Below are 19,448 nucleotides of genomic sequence, written 5' to 3'. Positions count from 1 at the left end.
GATCTCGTCGGCCGGTCACCACCGCCAACGCTGCCTTCCTAAACGAGGGAAAACGAATGAGCACGCCATCCGCAGCCGATCGCGACGCAGAACAACTGCGCGCGCTGGGCTACACGTCCAACTTCAATCGCACCATGAGCCTGTGGGAGAACTTCGCCCTGGGCTTCACCTACCTGTCGCCCGTCGTGGGCGTCTACACCCTGTTCGGCCTGTGCCTCGCCGCAGGCGGCCCGCCGATGTTCTGGTCGTACCTGCTGATCGGCCTCGGCCAGCTGCTGGTCTGCCTGGTCTTCGGCGAAGTGGTTTCGCAGTTCCCGATTTCCGGTGGCGTCTACCCCTGGGCGCGTCGCCTGGTCGGCAAGCGCTGGGCCTGGATGGTGGGCTGGATCTACGCCTGCGCCCTGTGCGTGACCATCGCCGCGGTCGCCGTCGGCGCCGGCCCGTACATCGCCGCCATGCTCGGCTTCGCGCCCAGCTCGACGACCAACATCTACGTCGCCCTGGTGCTGACCCTGCTGGCCACGCTGATCAACCTCAGCGGCACCAAGACCCTGGCGCGCATCGCCATGTTCGGCTTCCTCTGCGAACTGGCCGGCGCGGTCGTGGTGGGCGTGTACCTGCTGCTGTTCGAACGTCACCAGCCGTTCAGCGCGCTGTTCGACACCTTCGGCATCGGCTCGGCTGAAGGCTCCTACCTGCCGGCGTTCCTCACCGCCTCCCTGGCCGGGATGTTCCTGTACTACGGCTTCGAGGCCTGCGGCGACGTCGCCGAGGAAACCCCGAACCCGAGCAAGCGCATTCCCAAGGCCATGCGCATGACCATCTACATCGGCGGCGTGGCGGCGATGTTCGCTTGCCTGGCGCTGATCCTGGCCGTGCCGGACATGGCTGCGGTGATCTCCGGCAAGGACACCGACCCGGTCGGCACCATCCTCAACAACGCCTTCGGCCCGATCGGCTCGCGCGTGGTGATGGCCGTGGTGACCGTGTCCTTCGTCTCCTGCGTGATCAGCCTGCAAGCCGCCGCCAGCCGCCTGCTCTACGCTTATGCGCGGGACGAGATGGTGATCGGCAGCGGCCTGCTCAAGCGCCTGTCGCCCAACACCCACGTGCCGGTGCCGGCGCTGATCACCTGCGGCGTGATTCCCGCAGCGATCATCGCCCTGGGCTTCGTGCTGGAGGACGCCGTGGCGACCATCGTCAGCTTCGCCGCCATCGGCATCTACCTGGCCTTCCAGATGATCGTCGCCGCCGCCCTCTTCGCCCGTGCCCGCGGCTGGGTGCCGAGCGGCCAGTTCACCCTCGGCAAGTGGGGCACGCTGGTCAACATCGGCGCCCTGCTCTATGGCGTGGGTGCGATCGTCAACATGGCCTGGCCGCGTAGCCCGGCTTCGCCCTGGTACATCAACTACGCGATGGTCCTGACTACGCTGATCGTGATCGGCGCAGGCCTGGTGTACATGTGGCTGCGCAAGCCGTACGACCGTGGAAACGCCCCCGCCGGCGACGCCTGGAAGGTCAGCGGCCGCACTACCGCCAAGGGTGCCGGCGCGGCCGAAGCCGCCTGATGCACCCGCCGCCGGCCGCGTGAGAGCGTGACCGGCGGCAGCGTTCCAGGTGCGCCGGCACGCAGTAATGCCGGCGCGCCGAACCCGGGCCAAAGGCCCAACACCCGCGGGCGGTGCCCGCAACGGAGGCAAGCATGCGTCACCTCATCAGAGCGTTGTTCCTGCTGTCGCTGTTCACACTCGCCGGCCTCGCCCAGGCGGCTGACAACCCGAAAAAGATCGTCGACGCCTACATGGCCGCGTGGAACGCCCACGATGCCGAGAAGGCGGCCAGCTACATGGCCAAGGACGTGGAGTACTTCGACGTCACCGTCGGCACCCCGCAGAAAGGCCACGACGCCGCGCGCGACAACGTGATCAAGGTGTTCGTCAACGCCGTGCCGGACCTGAAGTGGAAAATGAACGGCACGCCCATCGTCAGCAAGGACGGCATCGCCTTCCAGTGGACCTTCAGCGGCACCAACACCGGCGCCTGGGATGCCCAGACCCCGGCGACCAACAAGCCGCTGTCGTTCGACGGTGTGAGCTTCGTGAAGGTGAAGGGCGGCAAGATCGTCTACCAGGGCGATTACTACGATGCCCTGGGCCTGCACAAACAATTAGGCTGGTAAGCCTTCGGCTGGCGGGGCGACACGCCCGTTCCGCCACCTTCGCAATCGGCCGCTCAGGCTTTTGCCAGAGCGGCCGACACATTCATAACAGCGTGATTTCCTCGCCTGCCGCCACAGACGCCCATCGACAGCCAACGCAGTAACCCATCATGCAGAGCACCCTCGTACGCCCCGCTGCGGCCAAGCCGGCAGCCACCGATGAAACCCGCTCGACCATCGACCAGGTCAAGCTGCTGATCGCCGACCTCAACCTGCGCTGGACCGAGATCAGCAAGGTTTCCGAGGTGATCAAGCAGATCGCCAAGAACACCAACCTGGTGGCGCTCAACGCCGCCATCGAGGCCGCCCGCGCCGGCGAGAGCGGGCGCGGCTTCGCCGTGGTCGCCGACGAGGTGCGCCGCCTGGCCACGCAATCGGCCAACGCCACCGCCGACATCGGCAACGTGGTCGCCTCGATCCGCAGCGAGAGCGCCAAGGCCCTCTCCGACGTCGAGCGCGCCGAACACTCCAGCCTGCTGGATACCGCGCAGGTGCTGCTCTCCAGCGAGGCGCAGCGCCTGGAGGCGCGCTTCTCGAACATGGCCACGGCGCTCTACGGCCTGAAGAACTTCATCGTCGGCATGAAGAGCCGCAACCTCGGCCCGCAACGCGAGCAGGTGGACGCGGTGATGCAGGAATACCTGAGCCGTAACCCCGACCTGCTGGCCTTCGCCTGCGGTTGCGAGCCCAATGCCCTGGACGGCCGCGACGCCGAGTTCGCCGGCGCCAGCGGGCATGACGCCACCGGCCGGCTGATGGCCTACTGGCACCGCGGCAGCGGCCTGCCGCAGCGCGAATGCCTGGTCGGCTACGACCGCGCCGACGGCTCCGGCGACTGGTACCAGGTGCCGCGCGACAAGGGCCGCGACGTGTTCATGGAACCCTACGAATACGCCGTCGGCGGCTCCACGGTGCTGATGACCTCGTTCATGACGCCGATGTACGCCAATGGCCGTTTCCTCGGCATCCTCGGCGCCGACTACACCCTGCAGCAACTGCAGGAAAGCCTGGCGCCGCTCACGCCCATGGGCAACGGCCACTACCAGCTGCTGTCCAACGCCGGCACCTGGGTCAGCCATCCCGAGGCCGCACGCCTGGGCGGAAAGGCCAACGACCTTCCGGCCGAAGCCTTCGCGGCCATCGCCCAGGGCCGCGCCTGGCAACAGCAGAAAGGCAGCCACGTCGACATGCTGCAACCGATCCGCGTCGGCGACTGCGACCTGCCCTGGGCGCTGCGCCTGAGCTTCGAACTGGCGCAAGCCGGCGCCTGATCCAGCCCTGGTCGCTGCCGTGCAAAGCGCGGCGGCGATCAGGCGCCCTCCTGCCTCCGTTCCTCCTCCCGTGACTCCGCAGTCACCCGCGCCAGCCCTCGCCCGCCCCTGCGCAAAAGCGGCCGCGCCTGGCAGATACGGGAAAAGTCCTACGCATCATGGGAACATTTCCTTCTGACGTTTCGTGGACATTACGCCGGCAAAAGACACCTCAAGTGTCAGACCTTTCATTCACCTTGCCTGCGTTGCACCGATGCCCACTCGAATCATTCTCGTCGACGACCACCCCATCACCCTCATCGGCATGCGCTGCCTGCTGGAAGCCGACCCGCGCCTGACCATCGTTGGCCAGGCGCAGGACGCCGATGGCCTGCAAGCGCTGCTCAAGACCCATGCCTGCGACCTGCTGATCACCGACCTCATGCTCGCCGGCGCGCAGCAGGCCGACGGCCTGCAGATGATCCAGCGCGTCCGCCGGCACTACCCGCAGCTGCCGGTCATAGTGGTGACCATGCTCGATCACCCGGCGCTGGTGCGCGCCCTGCTCGACCTGGGCCTGCGCGGCCTGGTGAGCAAGCGCGGCCTGCTCACCGACCTGCCCCGGGCCATCCTCAACAGCGAGCGCAAACCCTTCCTCTCGCACAGCTTCGAACAGCAATTGCGGCGTGTCGCCGACCAGACCGGCGAGACGCCGGTCTGCACCACGCTCTCGCCGCGCGAAGTGGAGGTGCTGCGCCTGTATGGCGGCGGCCTGACCGTGGGCGAGATCGCCGGACGCCTGAACCGCAGCAAACAGACCATCAGCTCGCAGAAGTGCAGCGCCATGCGCAAGCTCGGGCTGGACACCAACGCCGCGCTCTACCTCTATCTCCAGGAAAGTGGACTGGCCCATGCGCCCGCGTGCTGAGCGCGTCGCCTGCGAGTTGCCGGCCGGCAGCCTTGCGGTGTTGCTGCCACTGAGCGCCGGCGCGCTGTTCACCCTGGCGCATGTGCCGAACACCCTGCTCCCGGAGTTTCCCTGGCAGCCGCTGTCCGACGCTGCGCTGGTCATCTCGGCCCTCGCGCTGATCTGGCGCCGTAGACGACCAGAGTGCGAGACAGCCCGGCGCAAGTCCCTCATGTACGAGGCCGGTTTCGACCTGGACCACCTGAGCGGCCTGAATGCCGACCCGCATTGGCTCGCGCAGCTGCTGGGCGCGCTGCGCCACAACCTCATCGAGGAGCGCCAGCGCCTGCAGTCGGCGGCTCAATGGCACGAACCCCTGCAGCAGGCGCTGCACCGGCTCAGCGGGCTCGCCTGCACCATAGATGCCCCGGGGTTGCTGCGCGCCTGCCAGGACGTGGAGCAGGCGCTGGAGTGCAATCCGGCCGGCATCGGCGAGCAACTGGAGCGACTGCGGGCCTGCCTGGGTGCGCTGCTCGAAGACGTCGAACGCCGCCTGGCCGATCCGATCTAGGCGCCGGGCGATTTCCAGACGCGTCCAATGGGCGCTCCAACGCCCCTGCGGCAGACTGCCGCCTCCGTCGCACCGGCCAGCGTGTGCATCCGTGTCCCCCACGCAGGCCGGTGCGGCGGCTCCCGAACGGGATCAGTCGTGGCTGGGCAGTTCGGTGATGTGGATTTCCGTGAGCACCGGCTGCGGCTTCACGCCGGTGCGCTTGAGCAGCGGGCAGAAGCGCGCCAGGCTGCCGATCAGCTGCCACTGGGTATCGAGGTCGGCGGCCAGGTGGCCGATGTCGTTCACCGCGCGCTGGCCGACCTGCTGCAGATGCGGATCGGTGCTGCGGCCGAGTTCCAGGGAAAGCTGGCCGAGCAAGGTGCTGATGGCGGACATGTTGCGGGTCGCCAGGGCCAGGATGTTCGCCAGGAGGGCGATCTCCGACTCCGGCATGGCGGAGGGTGGGGTGCGGGCGTCCATGCTCTTCCTAGGGTCTAGTGCGTCATCCTGACGCGACGCCGGGGAGGATAGCAGCAAAATGGCATTACGTGACGCCCCTCACAGTTTCCGACAGGGGATTCGCAGGGGGCCGTCCGACGAACGGCCCCCTGCCCCTTCTCAGGACTCGCCGAAGGGTTTGCGCGCCGGCGTGCCGCGATGGGCCGCGCGCAGGTACTGCGCCGGCCAGGGCACCTGCTGGCCGCCCAGCTCATCGGCGGCATTCAGCGGCCAGTAGGGCTCGCGCAGCAGCTCGCGCGCCAGCAGGATCAGGTCGGCCTGGCCAGTGCGCAGGATGTGCTCGGCCTGCACCGGCTCGGTGATCATGCCGACGGTGCTGCTGGCGATCTCCGCTTCCTTGCGCACGCGCTCGGCGAACTGGGTCTGGTAGCCGGGGCCCACCGGGATCTCGGCGTTCACCGCAGTGCCGCCGGAAGACACGTCGATCAGGTCGACACCCAGCGCCTTCAGGCGTCGCGCCAGCTCGACGGTTTCGTCCGGGTTCCAGCCGTCCTCCACCCAGTCGGTGGCCGACAGGCGCACCAGCAGCGGCAGTTCCGCCGGCCAGACCTCGCGTACCGCCTGGGTCACTTCGAGCAGGAAGCGGATGCGGTTCTCGAAGCAGCCGCCGTACTGGTCTCGGCGCTGGTTCGACAGCGGCGAAAGGAACTGATGCAGCAGATAGCCGTGCGCGGCATGCACCTCGACCACCTTGAAACCGGCGGCCAGGGCCCGCTCGGCGGAGCGCACGAAGGCCTGCACCACGCCGGCCATCTGCTCTTCGGTCAGCGGTGTGGGCGTGGTGTGCTTGGGATCGAAGGCAATGGCCGAAGGCGCCACCGGCACCCAACCGCCCTCGCTCACCGGCACGCTGCCGGGCTTGGCCAGCCAGGGCGCATAAGTACTGGCCTTGCGCCCGGCGTGAGCCAGCTGGACGCCGGCCACCGCGCCCTGCGACTCGATGAAACGGGTGATCCGCCGCAACGGCTCGACCTGTTCATCCTTCCACAGGCCCAGGTCTCGATCGGTGATGCGCCCTTCCGGCACTACGGCGGTGGCCTCGACCAGGACCAACCCAGCGCCACCCACGGCACGGCTCCCAAGGTGTACAAGGTGCCAATCGTTGGCCAGGCCGTCCTCGGCGGAGTACTGGCACATGGGGGAAACGCCGATGCGGTTGGGCAGGGTCAATTGGCGCAGGGTCAGGGGCTCGAACAGCTGGCTCATGGCTACACTCCCTCGGTTCTTTCAACGAATGATCGACACTTCAACTGTAGTCGGACGTTTCGTTCAGCTGGGAGAAAAAGCGGACGGCGTTGTAGGAGCGGATCTTATCCGCGAACGGCATTGCACCGTGTTTCCACTTCACGTCATCCCCGCGAACGCGGGGACCCAAAGACTTCGTGTTTCTGCGCCGCTTCGGCGTGTTCGGAGAGTTTTTTGTTTCGCCCCCTCGGGCGAGTCACTTTCTCAAACGGTGGAAGGCCACCCCCGCAAAAAGTAACCAAAGCGCTTGCCCCGTCATACGGGCCCGATGAAGCCGGGCTACCCTCACGAACTCCCCCGCACCAGAGGTCCGCCCCGAAAATACGTCCCTGTACAAGTCGGGGCTTGTGCGACATCCATGTCGCCCGACCTCCTCTACGGGGGTTTCGCTCGGCCTTCTGAAAGGGGCGTTCGGCGCGTGCGGATGTTTTTCTCGAAGCCCTAAGAGCAAGATCCAGAGCCGCGGGGCAGCTCTGGTAGGGCGAATAACCCCAAAGGGGTTATCCGCCGATTTCGCGCGAGGCTGCGGCGCATAACCGCGAACGGTTATACGCCCTACTGGACGGAGCCGTGCGTTCTCGGGGAAGACGAGAGCGCGTAGGAGCGGGAGTCCGCCGCCCTCAGCGCGGCGCCAGGTGCACCACCATCAGCTGCACGCTTTCGTTGCCGCGGTATTCGTTGACGTCCAGCTTGTAGGCCATCTCCGCCCAGCGCACGGTCGGGTTCGGCCAGACCTCGCGGTCGACGTTGAAGGCGATGCCGTCAAGTTGCAGCGAGCCGCATTCGGTCTTGAGCACCAGTTTCAGGTGGCGCTCGCCGACGATGCGCTGCTGGACGATCTGGAACACCCCGTGGAACAGCGGCTCGGGGAAGTGCTGGCCCCAGGGGCCGGCCTGGCGCAGGGCGCGGGCCAGTTCCAGGTGGAATTCCGGCAGGCCGAGTTGGCCGTCGGAGAGGATGCGCCCGGTGAGGTCGTCCTCGTCGAGCTGGCGGCGCACCTCGGCGTCGAAGGCCGCGGCGAAGGCGCCGAAGTTTTCCTGCGGCAGCGACAGGCCGGCCGCCATGGCGTGGCCGCCGAACTTGCTGATCAGGCCGGGATGCCGCGCTGCCACCGCGTCCAGCGCGTCGCGGATGTGCAGGCCATTCACCGAGCGGGCCGAGCCCTTGAGCAGGCCATCGCCGGCGTCGGCGAAGGCGATGGTCGGGCGGTGGTAACGCTCCTTCAGGCGCGAGGCGAGGATGCCGATCACACCCTGGTGCCAGTCCGGGTCGAACAGGCACAGGCCGAAGGGCATTTCCTCTTCCGGCAGTTCCTTGAGCTGGGCCAGCGCCTCGCGCTGCATGCCCTGCTCGATGGCCTTGCGGTCCTGGTTGAGCTGGTCGAGTTGCACCGCCATGTCGCGGGCGACGGCCTCGTCCTCGCAGAGCAGGCATTCGATGCCCAGCGACATGTCGTCCAGGCGCCCGGCCGCGTTCAGGCGTGGGCCGAGGATGAAGCCGAGGTCGGTGGAGGTGATGCGCCGGGCGTCGCGGCCGGCCACTTCGAGCAGTGCGCGCAGGCCCGGCCGGGCCCGACCGGCGCGAATCCGCGCCAGGCCCTGGTGCACCAGGATGCGGTTGTTGGCGTCCAGCGGCACCACGTCGGCGACGCTGCCCAGGGCCACCAGGTCGAGCAGTTCGGCGAGGTTCGGCTCGGGTGTACCGCTGCGGGCGAACCAGTCCAGCTCGCGCAGGCGGGCGCGCAGGGCAAGCATCACGTAGAAGATCACGCCGACCCCGGCCATGGCCTTGCTGGGGAATTCGCAGCCCGGCTGGTTGGGGTTGACGATGGCGTCGGCGGCCGGCAGTTCGTGGCCAGGCAGGTGGTGGTCGGTGACCAGCACGCGCAGTCCGGCGGCCTTGGCCGCGGCGACGCCCTCGATGCTGGAGATGCCGTTGTCCACGGTCACCAGCAGGTCCGGACGCTTTTCAAGCGCCACGGCGACGATTTCCGGGGTCAGGCCGTAGCCGTATTCGAAGCGATTCGGCACCAGGTAATCGACCCAGGCCGCACCGAGCATGCGCAGGGCCAGCACGCCGACGCTGCTGGCGGTGGCGCCGTCGGCATCGAAGTCGCCGACGTAGAGGATGCGCTGGCGCTTCTCCAGCGCCTCGACCAGCAGCTCCACCGCCGCGTCCACGCCCTTGAGCAGCTTGTACGGGATCAGCCGCGCCAGGCCCTTGTCCAGCTCGTCGGCGGACTTCACGCCACGGGCGGCGTACAGGCGGGTCAGCAGGGGCGGCAGGTTGCCGAGGTCGGGCAGGGTTGCGGGGAGCGGGCGGGGGTCGATGCGCATCGGGGGTCCAATCGATTCTTTTTGACCAGTCTTCGCGCCTTGCGAGCTAGAGCACGGCAAGGCGAGAACAGGCATGGGCGCGGAGTTTACAGCTGTAAATGAGCAAGCCCGGGCCTGTTCTCAACGCAGCCGGGCCGACGCGCAGCCAGCGCGAATCAGCGCTCGCCCATCAGCCATTCCAGCTGCAATTCATGCTGGCCGTTCTCGTCGGTGACGAAGATCGTCCCCTCGCTGATCATCACGGTCCAGTTGATCGAGCGCGGCAGGTCCTTGGCCAGGGCCTCCAGCGGCTCCTGGGGCACGGCGGCGACGTTGAGGTTCTTCAGGTGGCGCACGCCATCGAGGACCTTGGTGGTCCACACGCGCAGGTTGCCGTAGGCCAGCAGCGAGAGCTTCTCGCAGCGGCGCGAGCACCAGACCAGGCGGTCGCTGTCCGGCTGGCCGACTTCGATCCAGTGCAGGATGCGGTCGTCCAGGCTCTTTTCCCACAGCGACGGTTCTTCCACGTCCGACAGACCACGGCCGAAGGACAGCCGCTCGTTGTACCAGATCACGTAGCCCAGCAGGCGGACGGCCAGGCGCTCCTCGGTTTCCGAGGGGTGGCGCGCGACGGTGAAGCGCAGCGTCTCGTAGACCCCGCGATCGAGGTCGGTGAGGCTGATGTCGGCTTTGTAGGGGGTGGCGGAGAGGGCCATGGTCTATCCCGGCGATGCGAAGGCGGCAAGTCTACTCCGATTGCGCTGACATCGCTGCCAACTCGCGTCAGACACGTCCCTCGGATTCCGGCCCGGGCGCCGACAATTCGATGCGGTTGCGGCCCTTGGCCTTGGCCCGGTAGAGCGCCTGGTCGGCCAATGCGAGCAGGTGCGCAAGCCGGTAGCCGCCATGCTCGCTGGTGACCACGCCTATGCTCACGCTGAGCACCCCCTCGCCGATGAACGGCAGTTCGGCGAACTCGCGGCGAATACGCTCGGCCACCTGACAGGCGGCCTCTGTGCCGGCCTCGGCCAGCAGGCAGGCGAACTCCTCGCCGCCGATACGGCCGAACACGTCCTGGCGGCGCATGCGCGAGGCGGTGATGCGGCTGAATTCGAGCAGCGCGCGGTCGCCGGCGGGATGGCCGAAGGAGTCGTTGAGCCGCTTGAAGTTGTCCAGGTCGCAAACCAGCAGGGCCACCGGCTCTTCGCGCTCGGCGCACAGGCGCAACAGGCGCTCGCCCTGTTCCATGAAGGCCCGGCGGTTGCCAATGCCGGTCAACGGATCGCTCAGCGCGGCGACGCGCAGCTTCAGCTCGGCGCGGTCGCGAACCATGGTCAGGGTGGTAAAGGCCATGCCGACGCTGACCAGCAAGGTCTCGAACACCAGCACCGCGAAGAAGGTGGCCTCAATACCGGTGCTCGCTTCGCTCGGCAAACCCGGATCGAACAGCAGCCGGACGAAGTAGAAGCAGGCGTTGAACAGCAGCAGGCCAAGCGATGGCCACAGCGTGACTTCAAGAGCACGCTGGCTGCGCCACAGCTCGCTGGCCGCCAGCAGGCAGTAGATGACGGCCAGCAGCGAATAGAACTTCACCCGCAGCGGCAGCGAGGCCATGAAGCCCGGCCAGAGGCAGGCCAGCAGCCAGAGGCCGGCGCCGGCGCAGATGCCGAGCACTGACGCCTCGCGCCCGGCGAAGCGGCGCATGCCGGTCCAGAGCAGCCCGTAGGACAGCATCATGAGCGTATTGCCGAGCACCACCGCCGGGGTTACCAGCTCGAAGGCGCGCAGGCTGATGATCAGCGTGGCCAGGGCGCCGATCAGCTGCACCGCGCCGAGGTAGCCCAGGGTCGGCTCGCGACGGCCACCACGCCAGGCGACCAGCATGAGCGCGCCGACCAGGATGAGGACGAACAGCTCGGCGAGGAGCAGCGTCGGTACGCTCAGTTGCATGCGCCCTCCTCCCCATGCCGCAACGAGAGCGACGGGCAGCCTGCAGGCAGGGCGGAAGCGAAAGCGGACATGGACGCGATACCGGGCCGGACGGTCGGAAAATACGGAAGGAATGTTCTTACTCTACGCGCCAGACCGGGGTTGCGGAAATGCCTTTGCAGCCAAACGGCCGGGCTACCCGACCCGCCTGGCTCGCGCTAGAGTCGCGCCACTGCCTGACCAATGGACATCCCGATGAACGCCATCCAGAAGCCACTCGCCGGACTCAAGGTCGTGGAGCTCGGCACCCTGATCGCCGGCCCCTTCGCCTCGCGCCTTTGCGCGGAGTTCGGCGCCGAAGTCGTCAAGATCGAATCGCCCGACGGCGGCGACCCGTTGCGCAAGTGGCGCAAGCTCTACGAAGGCACCTCGCTGTGGTGGTTCGTGCAGGCGCGCAACAAGCGCTCGCTGACCCTCAACCTCAAGCACGAATCCGGCCGCGAGGTGCTGAAGAAACTGCTGGCCGAGGCGGACATCCTGATCGAGAACTTCCGCCCCGGCGTGCTGGAAAAGCTCGGCCTGGGCTGGGACGTGCTCCACGCGCTGAACCCGAAGCTGGTGATGGTGCGCCTGTCCGGTTTCGGCCAGAGCGGCCCCTACAAGGACCAGCCGGGCTTCGGCGCGGTCGGCGAGTCCATGGGCGGCCTGCGCTACATCACCGGTTTCGAGGACCGCCCGCCGGTGCGCACCGGCATCTCCATCGGCGACTCCATCGCCGCGCTCTGGGGCGTGATAGGCGCGCTGATGGCGCTGCGTCATCGCGAGGTCAACGGCGGCCAGGGCCAGGTGGTGGACGTGGCGCTCTACGAAGCGGTGTTCGCCATGATGGAGTCGATGGTCCCGGAGTTCGACGTGTTCGGCTTCATCCGCGAGCGCACCGGCAACATCATGCCCGGCATCACGCCCTCCTCGGTGCACACCACGGCCGACGGCAAGCACGTGCAGATCGCCGCCAACGGCGACGCCATCTTCCGCCGCTTCATGCAGGCCATCGGCCGCCAGGACCTCGCCGAGGATCCGCAGCTGGCCGACAACGCCGGGCGTGATTCGCGGCGCGACGAGCTCTACGGGGTAATCGACCGCTGGGCGCGCTCGGAGTCGCTGGAGAACGTGTTGAAGGTGCTGAATGCCGCCGAGGTGCCGGCCAGCCGTATCTACTCCGCCGAGGACATGTTCGCCGACCCGCAATTCCTCGCCCGCGAGATGTTCCTCTCGGCGAAGCTGCCCGACGGCAAGCCGTTCAAGATGCCCGGCATCGTGCCCAAGCTATCGGAGACGCCGGGCTCCACCGAATGGATCGGGCCGAAGCTGGGCGAACACACCGACGCAGTACTGGCCGAACTGGGCTACGACGCTGCGCAGATCGCCGCGCTGCGCCGCGACGGCGCGGTCTGACGAGTCCGGCTCTTCGTAGGAGCGGACCTTGTCCGCGATTCGCGGGCAAGGCCCGCTCCTACAAGAGCAGTCGGCGCCAGGGCAATTCGCGGACAAGGTCCGCTCCTACAGGGTCTGCCGACCTGGCCGGCAGACTCCGCTCGGAAAACCCGCTACCTGATCCTCACGGCGCCCATCCCGGGCGCCTCGCCGAGGAACAACGCCATGGATACCCACTCGCAAAACCTCGACCTGTTGCGCCAGTTGGCCAACGGCACCGATCCGCGCAACGGCCTGCCACTGCCAACCGGCGATGCCTGCCAGGCGCCGGAGGTGATCCGCGCACTCTTCCACGCCATCCGCCTGCTGGAGAAGCACAAGGACAAGCCAGCAGCGGTGCAGGCGGGCAAACCGTGGGACGAGGAAGAAGAGCAGGCGCTATTGCAGCGCTACGACGCCGGCGACGCCGTTACCGCCATCGCCCGCGCCCACGGTCGCACCACCGGTGCCATTCGTGCACGCCTGGCGCAGTGCGGCCGGCTGTAGCTCACGCGCCAAACGAAAACGCCGCCCAGTGGGGCGGCGTTTTCGTTTGTGCTGCTGGGAGCCTCAGTAGCTGAGCACCTGGGCCGCGCGCAGGCGGAAGGCTTGGATGACATCCTCGCAGATGCGTCCTTCCTGCACTGCCATGTCGCGGGCGATGGTTTCCAGGGCTTCCTGGCAGCGGTCGTCGTTGGCCAGTTGTTCACCGGTCAGGACGCGTCGCAGAACGACCTCGCCGGCATCGTTGCTCAGGCTCAACACCCGGCCGCCATCGGGTCGGGCCGGCCCGAGTTCCCGGGCGTATTGGCTGAAAAGGGCTGCAAGCAGCGCGTTCAGTCGATCCATGGGTTTCTCCTGTCAGAACGGCAAAGGCACAGGGGAAATGACCACCATTGCGTTAGGAAAGTTCAACTTCCTCAACAACTTGCTGCCTGGAAACGAAAAAGCCCGCCATTGGGCGGGCTTCTTCATAGCTACGGCTTAGAGCGGTTTGCCGCGATTGCCGTGGGCGCTGACGAAGGCCTGGACCTTGGCCAGTTCGTTCGGCAGCACGGTGCAACGCTCTTCGCGCTGGAACAGGTCGGCCAGGTGCGCCGGCAGCGCCGGAACGGCTTCGATGCCAGCCTTTTCCACGGCTTCCGGGAACTTGACCGGATGCGCGGTACCCAGGGTGACCATCGGGATGGCCAGGCTGCGACGGCATTCACGCGCGGCGCGCACACCGATGGCAGTGTGCGGGTCGAGCAGTTCGCCACACTCGGCGTAGACCTCGGCGATGGTTTCGCAGGTCTGCTCGTCGTTCACCGCCAGGGAGTCGAACAGGCGACGGGCTTCGGTCCAGCGGTCGTCCTCGACGGACAGCTTGCCGGTGGCCTTGAAGGTGTCCATCAGCTCGGCGATCGCCTTGCCGTCGCGGCCGTGCAGGTCGAACAGCAGGCGCTCGAAGTTGGACGACACCATGATGTCCATCGACGGCGACAGCGACGCGTGCAGGGTGTCCTTGTCGTAGCGGTTGCCGGACATGAAGCGGTGCAGGATGTCGTTGCGGTTGGTCGCGACGATCAGCTGGCTGACCGGCAGGCCCATGTTGCGCGCCAGGTAGCCGGCGAAGATATCGCCGAAGTTGCCAGTGGGCACCGAGAAGGCCACGGAACGGGCCGGCGCGCCCAGCTGGATGGCGGCGTGGAAGTAGTAGACGATCTGGGCCATGATCCGCGCCCAGTTGATCGAGTTGACCGCCACCAGACGGGTGCCTTTCAGGAAGTCCTGGTCGGCGAAGCTGGCCTTGACCATCTCCTGGCAGTCGTCGAAGTTGCCTTCGATGGCGATGTTGTGGATGTTTTCGCCGAGGATGGTGGTCATCTGCCGGCGCTGCACCTCGGACACACGGTTGTGCGGGTGCATGATGAAGATGTCGACGTTCTCGCAGGCCTTGCAGCCTTCGATGGCCGCCGAGCCGGTGTCGCCGGAGGTGGCGCCCATGATCACCACGCGCTCGCCGCGCTTGGACAGCACGTGGTCGAGCAGGCGGCCGAGCAGCTGCAGGGCGAAGTCCTTGAAGGCCAGGGTCGGACCGTGGAACAGCTCCAGCACCCACTCGTTGCCGTTCAGCTGGCGCAGCGGCGCCACGGCGTTATGCGCGAAGACGCCGTAGGTTTCCTCGAGGATCTTCTTGAAGTCGGCGTCGGCGATGCTGCCGGCAACGAACGGGCGCATCACGCGGAAGGCCAGCTCGTGGTACGGCAGGCCGGCCCAGGAGGCGATCTCCTCGACGGTGAAGCGCGGCAGGTTTTCCGGCACGTAGAGGCCGCCGTCGCTGGCGAGGCCCGCCAGCAGCACGTCTTCGAAGTTCAGCGCGGGGGCCTGGCCGCGGGTACTGATGTAACGCATGGTGTGAAACCTTCGGGTTGGCGGCGCCGCCCGCAGGCAGCGCCGCGTTCGATTCAGTTCAGTTGTTCGACGCGGATGCGTACGACATTGCCGACCACGTCATCCAGCGCTTCCATCGCGGTGATGGCTTCGATGATGCGGGACTCGAGCACGCGGTGGGTAACCAGGATCATCGGCACCAGACCGTCATGCTCTTCGACTTCCATCTGCATGATCGATTCGATGTTGATGCCGCGCTCGGAAAGGATGGTCGCCACCTGGGCCAGTACGCCCGGGTGGTCCTTGGCCTGGATGCGCAGGTAGTAGGCGCTTTCGCAGGCTTCGATCGGCAGGATCGGGTGGTCGGAGAGCGAGTCCGGCTGGAAGGCCAGGTGCGGCACGCGGTTCTCCGGGTCGGCGGTCATGGCGCGAACCACGTCCACCAGGTCGGCGACCACCGAGGAAGCGGTGGGCTCCATGCCGGCGCCGGCGCCGTAGAACAGCGTCGAACCAGCGGCATCGCCGTTGACCATGACGGCGTTCATCACGCCGTTCACGTTGGCGATCAGGCGGTCGGCCGGGATCAGGGTCGGGTGTACGCGCAGTTCGATGCCCTTGTCGGTGCGACGCGCGACGCCCAGGTGCTTGATGCGGTAGCCCAGCGCTTCGGCGTAGTTGACGTCGGCGGTGGTCAGCTGGGTGATGCCTTCGGTGTAGGCCTTGTCGAACTGCAGCGGGATGCCGAAGGCGATGGACGCCAGGATGGTCAGTTTGTGCGCGGCATCGATGCCTTCGACGTCGAAGGTCGGATCGGCTTCGGCGTAGCCCAGGGCCTGGGCTTCCTTCAGCACGTCGGCGAAGGCGCGGCCTTTCTCACGCATCTCGGTGAGGATGAAGTTGCCGGTGCCGTTGATGATGCCGGCCAGCCAGTTGATGCGGTTGGCAGCCAGGCCCTCGCGGATTGCCTTGATCACCGGGATGCCACCGGCCACGGCGGCTTCGAAGGCGACGATGACGCCCTTCTCGCGGGCCTTGGCGAAGATCTCGTTGCCGTGCACGGCGATCAGCGCCTTGTTCGCGGTGACCACGTGCTTGCCGTTCTCGATGGCCTTGAGCACCAGCTCGTGGGCCAGGGTGTAGCCACCGATCAGCTCGATGACCACGTCGATTTCCGGGTTGTTCGCCACGTCGAAGATGTCGGCAGTGATGGGGGTGCTGCCGGTTTCACACTTCGGATTGGGGCGACGGGCGGCAATCTGCGCAACCTCGATACCGCGCCCGGCGCGGCGGGCAATCTCCTCGGCGTTGCGTTTGAGCACATTGAAGGTACCGCCACCGACGGTCCCCAACCCACAGATTCCCACTTTCACCGGTTTCACGCTGAAACTCCCCATCATCGCGGCATCGGAGCGCTCCCCGAATGCAACAGGCCCGCACGATGAAGCGCGCGAGCCGGAGTCGGGGAGTGCCGAACGAAGGCCGGGCGACTGCCCGGCCTCTTGGTTAAAGGAACCGCACATTACGAAGCGGTTCCCTATTAGTCAAATCGAGCGCAAAGCCCGGATTACTTGGCGTCCAGCACCAGCTTGGCGAGTTCGCCGGCCGGCTGGTAGCCCGGCAGCATCTGGCCGTTGGCGAGGATGATCGCCGGGGTGCCCTGCACGCCGACCATCTGGCCCAGTTCGAACTGCTTGTCGACCGGGTTGGCGCACTGCGCGGCCTTGATTTCCTTGCCGTGGAACATGTCGGTCATGGCCGCCTGGCGGTCTTTCGAACACCACACCGCCTGCAGCTGCTGGTCGCCGGCCGACTTCGGCCCCTGGCGCGGGAAGGCCAGGTAGCGCACTTCGATGCCGCGCTTCTGCAGCTCCGGCACTTCGGCGTGCAGTTTCTGGCAGTACGGGCAGGTGGTGTCGGTGAACACGGTGATGTGCGCCTTGGCCTGGCCCTGGGCCGGGAACACCACCATCTCGCTGGCCGGGATGGCGTTGATGGTCTTGGCCACGCCCGATGCTTCGGCGACTTCGGTGAGGTTGGTGGCTGCGCCGTCCTTCACCTGATAGATGTTGCCTTGCACGACGAACTGGCCGTCGGTGCTGGCGTAGAGCACGCGGCCGCCTTTCAGGTGGACTTCGGAAAGACCCTGGATGGGGCTGGCGCTGATGCTTTCGATGGGCAGGTCCGGCTGCAGCGATTGCAGGGTCTTGCGGATCGTCTGGTCAGGTTCGGCGGCCAGTACGAGGGTGCTGGCGAGGCCCAGTGCCGCGACAGCCAGGATACGGGACAGACGCATGGAAAACTCCTGTGGATGAACCCCGAAGACTACCACAGCGTGGCACCCGGCCGAACCGCGAGCTTGTAGCACGAGGCTTCCGGACGGACCGTTGGTCGATTGGGAGAAGGTTTGCGCCTGCTTCTGGATCCCCGCGTTCGCAGGGACGACGGCGGGATAGAACGCTTTAATCGTCTTCCCCGCGAACGCGGGGACCCGGTAAAGGCCTACCCCCGCGGATGGTGCTGCGCGTGCAGCTCTTGCAGACGCGCACGGGCGATGTGGGTGTAGATCTGCGTGGTCGACAGGTCGCTGTGGCCGAGCAGCATCTGCACCACGCGCAGGTCTGCGCCGTGGTTGAGCAGGTGCGTGGCGAAGGCGTGGCGCAGGGTGTGTGGCGACAGCGACTTGCCGATCCCGGCGACCTTGGCGTGGTGCTTGATGCGGTGCCAGAAGGTCTGCCGGGTCATCTGTTCGCCACGCAGGCTGGGGAAAAGCACGTCGCTCGGCCTTCCACCGAGCAGGTCCCCGCGAGCGTTGCGCATGTAGCGCTCGATCCACAGGATCGCCTCCTCGCCCAGCGGCACCAGGCGCTCCTTGCTGCCCTTGCCGAGCACCCGCACCACGCCCTGGCGCAGGTTCAACTGTTCGAGCGTCAGCCCGACCAACTCGCTCACCCGAAGCCCGCAGGCGTAGAGCACTTCGAGCATGGCGCGGTCGCGCAGGCCGAGCGGGTCCTCGGTTTCCGGCGCCGCCAGCAGCGCCTCGACATCCGCCTCCGACAGCGACTTGGGCAGCGGCTTGCCCAGTTGCGGCAGCTCCACCAGCAGGGTCGGGTCCTCGGCGATCAGCGCCTCGCGCAGGCAGTAACGGTAGAAGCCGCGCAAGCCCGACAAGAAGCGCGCGGTGGAGCGCGCCTTGTAGCCCTCGGCCAGGCGCCAGGCCAGGTGGTCGAGGATGAGGTCGCGTCCCGCCGCTTCCAGCTTCACGCCGCGCTCGTCGAGCCAGCCGTTGAACAGCGCCAGGTCGCTGCCGTAGGCCGCGCGGGTGTTGTCGGAAAGCCCCTTCTCCAGCCAGAGGGCGTCGAGGAAGCGGTCAATGAGCGGATGCGGGAGCGGCGACATGACGAGGAAGGATTCTGCGGCGATAAAGGCGCGGCTAGTCTTTCACAGGCCATCGATTCGAAACCAGTCGCACCCCGCAACAAGGAACCCCTGCCCGGAAGAAAACAGCATCCTGCTTGCCATCGGCGGCACGGCCCTGCTCTGCCAATGGCTGGCCTGGCGCCTGCGCATGCCGGCGATTCTCGTCCTGCTCGTAGCCGGGATTCTCGCGGGCCCACTGCTGGGCCTGCTCGACCCGCAGAAGCTGTTCGGGCCGCTGCTGATTCCGCTGGTCTCGCTTTCGGTGGCGATGATCTTGTTCGAGGGCAGCCTGACCCTGCGCTTCGCCCGCGATCCGACGGGCTGGATGCACGTGGCCAGCACCACGCAGCCGCCGAAACCGACCGTCGGCTGGTTGCTGATTGCCCTGATCGAAAATTCGCCAGATGATGAATGAACCCAGTGCGACCGGCAGTCGGAGGAATCCCGGACGACCTGAGGATTCGTCCGTCAGCCTATCCTTCGATGGGTGACAGACGGCCATGGACGGACAATGATTGCACTGCGCCATCACTCACTTTGCCAGCAGCGGTCGCACCATGCCCAACACCCAGAACTCCCGCCTTGGTCAGATCCTCATCAACAAGGGGCTGATCAGCTCCGCCCAGCTGGACCAGGCTGTCCAGCTGCAATTGCGCAACGGCCTGCGCCTGGGCGAAACCCTGGTGAGCCAGGGCTGGATCAGCGAACGCCAACTGAACAGGGCGCTGAAAAAGCAAAACAACCTACGCCTGGCCGCCACCCTGGTGGCGGCCCTGCTCGCGCCCTTCCAGATGGCGAGCGCGGACATCCAGCGCCAGCAGCTCCCGGCGAGCTATACCCGCCAGGAATCGCCCAAGGGCCTGCGTCCGATGAGCGACGGCGAAATGAGCGATGTCAGCGCCCAGGGCTTCGACGAGACCTTGCAGGGCTTGTTCGTCAGCGCCGAGAAAGGCGATGGCGTGGGCACGGTCAAGCAGTTGGCGCGCCTGGTGATGCCGGTGCTGGACAGCCTGCAGGCGGAAACCTCGATGAAGGACGTGGTCTACGACACCGACCACATGGCCAGCAGCGTCAGTCCCGACGGCTCGATCAACCTGCGCCTGCCCAGTTCCATCGGCGAGATGCACTTCGACAACATCCGCGTCGCCGGCGCTCCACAGAGCCAGAGCATGGGCAACCTGAGCCTGCAGAACATCGACCTCTCCGGCGCCTCGCTGCGCGTCAGCCTGCACCACTGACGCCGCGCGCC

Annotated in this window: 17 protein-coding genes and 3 pseudogenes; 10 read left to right on the top strand and 10 right to left on the bottom strand. The window is 66.8% G+C overall.

The features are described 5' to 3' along the window. The first annotated feature begins 56 nt into the window (after nucleotides 1-56). The 6 genes and pseudogenes from PKB_RS05510 to PKB_RS05490 all read left to right on the top strand — a co-directional run bounded on the left by PKB_RS05510 (nucleotide 57) and on the right by PKB_RS05490 (nucleotide 4,946). Complete coding sequence (locus PKB_RS05510; protein WP_052355185.1) at nucleotides 57-1,568, top strand: APC family permease; 1,512 nt, start codon at nucleotides 57-59, stop codon at nucleotides 1,566-1,568. 134 nt (nucleotides 1,569-1,702) lie between these two features. After that, the gene (locus PKB_RS05505; RefSeq protein ID WP_043249711.1) at nucleotides 1,703-2,179 is read left to right on the top strand and encodes an ester cyclase; all 477 of its coding nucleotides are present in this window, start codon (nucleotides 1,703-1,705) and stop codon (nucleotides 2,177-2,179) included. A 149-nt stretch (nucleotides 2,180-2,328) separates the two neighbouring features. Next, nucleotides 2,329-2,622: pseudogene (locus PKB_RS30495) on the top strand (methyl-accepting chemotaxis protein); the annotation flags it as partial. Continuing rightward, nucleotides 2,623-3,489: a cache domain-containing protein gene (locus PKB_RS05500; RefSeq protein ID WP_236658399.1), complete on the top strand. Its 867-nt coding sequence runs from the start codon at nucleotides 2,623-2,625 to the stop codon at nucleotides 3,487-3,489. It begins immediately after the preceding pseudogene. A gap of 253 nt (nucleotides 3,490-3,742) precedes the next feature. Further along, complete coding sequence (locus PKB_RS05495; protein ID WP_043249710.1) at nucleotides 3,743-4,396, top strand: response regulator; 654 nt, start codon at nucleotides 3,743-3,745, stop codon at nucleotides 4,394-4,396. Continuing rightward, a complete protein-coding gene (locus PKB_RS05490) occupies nucleotides 4,380-4,946 on the top strand; it encodes an Hpt domain-containing protein (RefSeq protein WP_043249707.1) in 567 nt (188 codons plus the stop codon). The genes PKB_RS05495 and PKB_RS05490 overlap by 17 nt, the downstream gene beginning before the upstream one ends. Nucleotides 4,947-5,078: 132 nt before the next feature. Here the strand turns inward: PKB_RS05490 and PKB_RS05485 are convergent, their stop codons facing one another. From PKB_RS05485 to PKB_RS05465, 5 genes are all read right to left on the bottom strand, one after another. Then, the gene (locus tag PKB_RS05485) at nucleotides 5,079-5,408 is read right to left on the bottom strand and encodes a hypothetical protein (RefSeq protein ID WP_043249704.1); all 330 of its coding nucleotides are present in this window, start codon (nucleotides 5,406-5,408) and stop codon (nucleotides 5,079-5,081) included. 138 nt (nucleotides 5,409-5,546) lie between these two features. Further along, complete coding sequence (locus PKB_RS05480) at nucleotides 5,547-6,653, bottom strand: NADH:flavin oxidoreductase/NADH oxidase (protein ID WP_043249702.1); 1,107 nt, start codon at nucleotides 6,651-6,653, stop codon at nucleotides 5,547-5,549. 659 nt (nucleotides 6,654-7,312) lie between these two features. Continuing rightward, on the bottom strand, nucleotides 7,313-9,028 hold the full coding sequence (gene recJ, locus PKB_RS05475) for a single-stranded-DNA-specific exonuclease RecJ (protein ID WP_043249701.1): 1,716 nt from the start codon (nucleotides 9,026-9,028) through the stop codon (nucleotides 7,313-7,315). 155 nt (nucleotides 9,029-9,183) lie between these two features. Beyond that, on the bottom strand, nucleotides 9,184-9,723 hold the full coding sequence (locus PKB_RS05470; protein WP_043249699.1) for a YaeQ family protein: 540 nt from the start codon (nucleotides 9,721-9,723) through the stop codon (nucleotides 9,184-9,186). 67 nt (nucleotides 9,724-9,790) lie between these two features. Beyond that, nucleotides 9,791-10,957, bottom strand: a complete 1,167-nt coding sequence (locus PKB_RS05465) for a GGDEF domain-containing protein (protein WP_043249698.1) — start codon at nucleotides 10,955-10,957, stop codon at nucleotides 9,791-9,793. Nucleotides 10,958-11,172: 215 nt separating this feature from the next. Here PKB_RS05465 and PKB_RS05460 point away from each other — a divergent pair. Then, nucleotides 11,173-12,391, top strand: a pseudogene (locus tag PKB_RS05460) (CaiB/BaiF CoA transferase family protein). A gap of 204 nt (nucleotides 12,392-12,595) precedes the next feature. Beyond that, entirely contained in the window at nucleotides 12,596-12,916 is a 321-nt protein-coding gene (locus PKB_RS05455) for a hypothetical protein (RefSeq protein WP_043249695.1), read from the top strand. A gap of 63 nt (nucleotides 12,917-12,979) precedes the next feature. Here PKB_RS05455 and PKB_RS05450 read toward each other — a convergent pair whose 3' ends face one another. The 5 genes from PKB_RS05450 to xerD all read right to left on the bottom strand — a co-directional run bounded on the left by PKB_RS05450 (nucleotide 12,980) and on the right by xerD (nucleotide 18,178). After that, a complete protein-coding gene (locus tag PKB_RS05450; protein WP_043249689.1) occupies nucleotides 12,980-13,258 on the bottom strand; it encodes a DUF3509 domain-containing protein in 279 nt (92 codons plus the stop codon). Nucleotides 13,259-13,393: 135 nt separating this feature from the next. Further along, a complete protein-coding gene (gene thrC / locus PKB_RS05445; RefSeq protein WP_043249687.1) occupies nucleotides 13,394-14,803 on the bottom strand; it encodes a threonine synthase in 1,410 nt (469 codons plus the stop codon). Nucleotides 14,804-14,856: 53 nt separating this feature from the next. Then, a complete protein-coding gene (locus PKB_RS05440) occupies nucleotides 14,857-16,161 on the bottom strand; it encodes a homoserine dehydrogenase (RefSeq protein ID WP_043256957.1) in 1,305 nt (434 codons plus the stop codon). A 185-nt stretch (nucleotides 16,162-16,346) separates the two neighbouring features. Continuing rightward, a complete protein-coding gene (locus tag PKB_RS05435) occupies nucleotides 16,347-17,075 on the bottom strand; it encodes a thioredoxin fold domain-containing protein (RefSeq protein ID WP_043249685.1) in 729 nt (242 codons plus the stop codon). A gap of 206 nt (nucleotides 17,076-17,281) precedes the next feature. Continuing rightward, a complete protein-coding gene (gene xerD / locus PKB_RS05430) occupies nucleotides 17,282-18,178 on the bottom strand; it encodes a site-specific tyrosine recombinase XerD (RefSeq protein ID WP_043249683.1) in 897 nt (298 codons plus the stop codon). 55 nt (nucleotides 18,179-18,233) lie between these two features. On the opposite strand from xerD, the pseudogene PKB_RS30490 reads away from it, so the two are divergent. Beyond that, nucleotides 18,234-18,587 (top strand): annotated as a pseudogene (locus PKB_RS30490) (hypothetical protein); the annotation flags it as partial. A 169-nt stretch (nucleotides 18,588-18,756) separates the two neighbouring features. Further along, nucleotides 18,757-19,437 (top strand): cyclic di-GMP-binding domain-containing protein, MshE-related, encoded by a 681-nt coding sequence (locus PKB_RS05420; protein WP_043256955.1) that lies wholly within the window; start codon nucleotides 18,757-18,759, stop codon nucleotides 19,435-19,437. Nucleotides 19,438-19,448 lie beyond the last annotated feature (11 nt).

Origin of the sequence: Pseudomonas knackmussii B13 (genome assembly GCF_000689415.1) — a bacterium.
Classification (GTDB): Bacteria; Pseudomonadota; Gammaproteobacteria; order Pseudomonadales; family Pseudomonadaceae; genus Pseudomonas; species Pseudomonas knackmussii.
Note: the sequence above shows the minus strand (reverse complement) of the source record. Positions and strands in the feature narration are given on the sequence as shown.